Origin of the sequence: Streptomyces sp. SID14515, from assembly GCF_010548505.1 — a bacterium.
In the GTDB taxonomy this organism is placed as follows: Bacteria; Actinomycetota; Actinomycetes; order Streptomycetales; family Streptomycetaceae; genus Streptomyces; species Streptomyces caviscabies.
Genome location: NZ_JAAGMH010000106.1, coordinates 1 through 2661, shown reverse-complemented (window position 1 = coordinate 2661; position 2661 = coordinate 1). Strand labels below are relative to the sequence as shown.

Annotated in this window: 1 protein-coding gene and 1 pseudogene; both read right to left on the bottom strand. The window is 74.8% G+C overall.

Annotated features, from left to right (window positions below):
* Positions 1-1416: protein kinase (locus G3I54_RS39070; protein WP_343240407.1), on the bottom strand; the 1416-nt coding region annotated here is incomplete at its 3' end.
* Between the two features lie 212 nt (positions 1417-1628).
* Positions 1629-2661, bottom strand: a pseudogene (locus G3I54_RS24135) (serine/threonine protein kinase); the annotation flags it as partial.

The following is a 2661-nucleotide window of genomic DNA, read 5'->3' as shown; positions in this document are numbered from 1 at the left end:
TGTGGTGCCGGTGGTGCCGCGAGCGCTGCCGGTGGTGTCGCGAGCGGTGTCGGTGCCGTCGGTGTTCGTGCCCGGGTCCGTGGCGTCGGTGCCGGGTGCGGATCCGGGGCTGTCGGCTTCCGGGGCGGCTCGGCCCCCGGGCGGCGTCGGCTTCGTGAGGTCGGCCGGGGTGCGGTCGGCCTGCTGCCGGTCCTCGGTGACCCGGGCGGCGGCCCGCGCGCCCGCCCGGTAGGCGGCGATGGCTCCGGCGCGGGCGGCCCGCAACTGCGCGGCGCTCGCGGCGCCCGGCTCGGCGGGCGGTACGGCGGTGTACGGGACGGCGGGGGCGGCGGGGCGCGGGACGATCTCCTGCCCGTCGGCGCGCTGCTCCGGCACAGGGTCGGCCTCGCGGCCCGACGGCAGGTCGTGGTGGTCGTCGTACCGGTCGCCGTCCCGGCCCTCGTACCGGTCGTCGTCCCGGCGCGGCGCGTACCCCAGCGGCAGCGGCGGAACGGGAAGCCCCCGACCCTCGCGGCTTTCGCGCCCCTGTACGCCGCTCTCGCCCTCGCCGCTCCCGTAGTCGGCGTACTCCTGGACGTCGGCGTACTCCTCGACGGCCTCGTAGCCCTCCACGGCCTCGTAGCTCTCGACGGCCTCGTAGCTCTCGACGGCGGCCTGGCCACGGTCGCCCGCGCCGCCCGCGTAGCCCTCGACCGCCGCGTACTCCTCGTCCGCGTCGCTCCTGGCCGGCGGGAGCGAATAGGCGCCGCCGAACTCCCCCGGCGGGGCGAGCTCGACGGCCGGGATGCCGTACGTCGTCGGGGCGGCCACCGGGTCGGCGTCGGGCTGCGGTTCCGGGGCGTATCCGCAGAGCGCCTCCTCGGCTGCGCCCGCCGCGAGGCCGGTGAGCATGACGCGGCCGTCGTCGCAGACCAGGACCGTGCGCACGGTGATGTTGCGGTGGGTCCAGCCGTGGGCGTGCAGCACCCGCAGGGCGGTGAGCACGTCGGAGCCGATCTCGGCGGCCCGGTAGGGGTTGAGGGGGCGTTCGGCGAGGAGGGCGGCGAGCGGGCGGGCCGCGACGAGCTCGCTGACTATCCACAGCGAACCCGCTTCGGCGAACACGTCGAAGACCTGGTCGAGCCGGGGGTGGTCGGGCACCTGGGCGGCCGCCTGCGCGGCCTCGATCGCCCGCCGGACCGCGGGGTCCGTACTGCGGCGGACCGCCCGCCCGGTGGTGCGCCCGGACATCGAGGACTGGCCGTCGGCGTCGAGCACCTCCGCGTCCACGATCTCCGGCAACGGCACCTGGCGGACCAGGACTTCCTGGCCGCTGTATGTGTCGAACGCCCGGGTCTCGGCCAGTTCGTACCCATCGGACGGGGGCAGCGGAAGGCGGTAGCGGTCGGCGAGCACCCGACCCGCGTAGTCGTCCACGACGCCTCCCCAGAGCGCGCTGTTCCCCCGGCCGTCAGAGGTGCACGTATCCGTCAGTTACGGTCATTCGGCGGGCAATTGACCTGTGGTTCCGGCTGCGTACGGTCTCCGGCCTCTTACGATACGTGGCAACACGGGCCGACGGGCCGGGTCGTGCCAACCCGGCCCGCACAAACGTTTCCCACCCGCCGGTCCGCGAGCGTGCCCGAGGGTCAGTCCGTGGGCGTGAACGTGGCGAACGCCGTATCGCGCAGCGTCCGGCACTCGTCGCCGTCCCACTCGTCGATCTTGCAGCTGATCATGATCGAGTAGCCGCGCTTGGCGTCGACCTTGAAGCCTCGGTTGAGCACCCGCACCCGGACGCCGTTGTGGTTGCGCTCGAACGTCCAGTCCGCGACGGTCGGATAGCCGTTGTACTCGACCTTCTTTATGCTGCCGTGCTTGTACCCGTCGCTGAGGACCTTGGCGCTGCCGACGGCCCCGCGCCAGGCGGCCGCCGCGTCGTCCTTGGGTGAGCTGTTGAAGTCGACCTGGACCCGGGGGAAGCTGCCCTGCCCGGCGTTGTAGATGCCGCCGGAGTTGGCGCCCGCGATGCCCGTGCGCTTGAAGTCGCCGGGCATCGCCATGGTGAAGTGGAACCGGGTGTCGGTGACCTTCTCGTAGCCGGCGGGCAGGGAGTCGCCCGCGCCCGGACCGTCGCCCTCGTCGCCCTCGGGGTCGTCGCCCTTCGGGTCGTCGGAGCCCTCGCCGGACGGGTCCTCGGAGGCCCGGCCGTCCTCCTTGCCCTGGCCCTCCTTCTGGCTGTCGCCCTTCTCGCCGGCCGAACCGCCGCCGGTGTCGTCGCCCTTGTCGTCGGCGCCGCCGGCCGAGGCTCCGGCCGACGCGGCGGTGTCCTTGCCGCCGTTCTTGTCCGCGTCGCCGTCGCCGAGGGTGAGCGCGAGGATCGTGCCGAGGATGGCCAGCGCGACGACGGCCGCGATGATCGCGAGGGTGCGGCGGGGCACCACGTCGGTGATCGAGGCACGCGTGGACGCGGGCGAGGTGGGCGGCCGCTGCCCGGGCACGGAAGCACTCGCCGCCGTGGACTTCGGGGCGGCGGGGGCCGCGACCGCTCCCTTCGTGGCCGCCGGGGTGGCCGACCCGGACTTCGCGGCCGGGGTGGAAGTCCCGGGCGGCGACGGCGGCTTGGGCGGGGCGACGGGCGAACCGGTGGCGGCGGCGGCCGGAGAGCTCGCCGACGCCGTG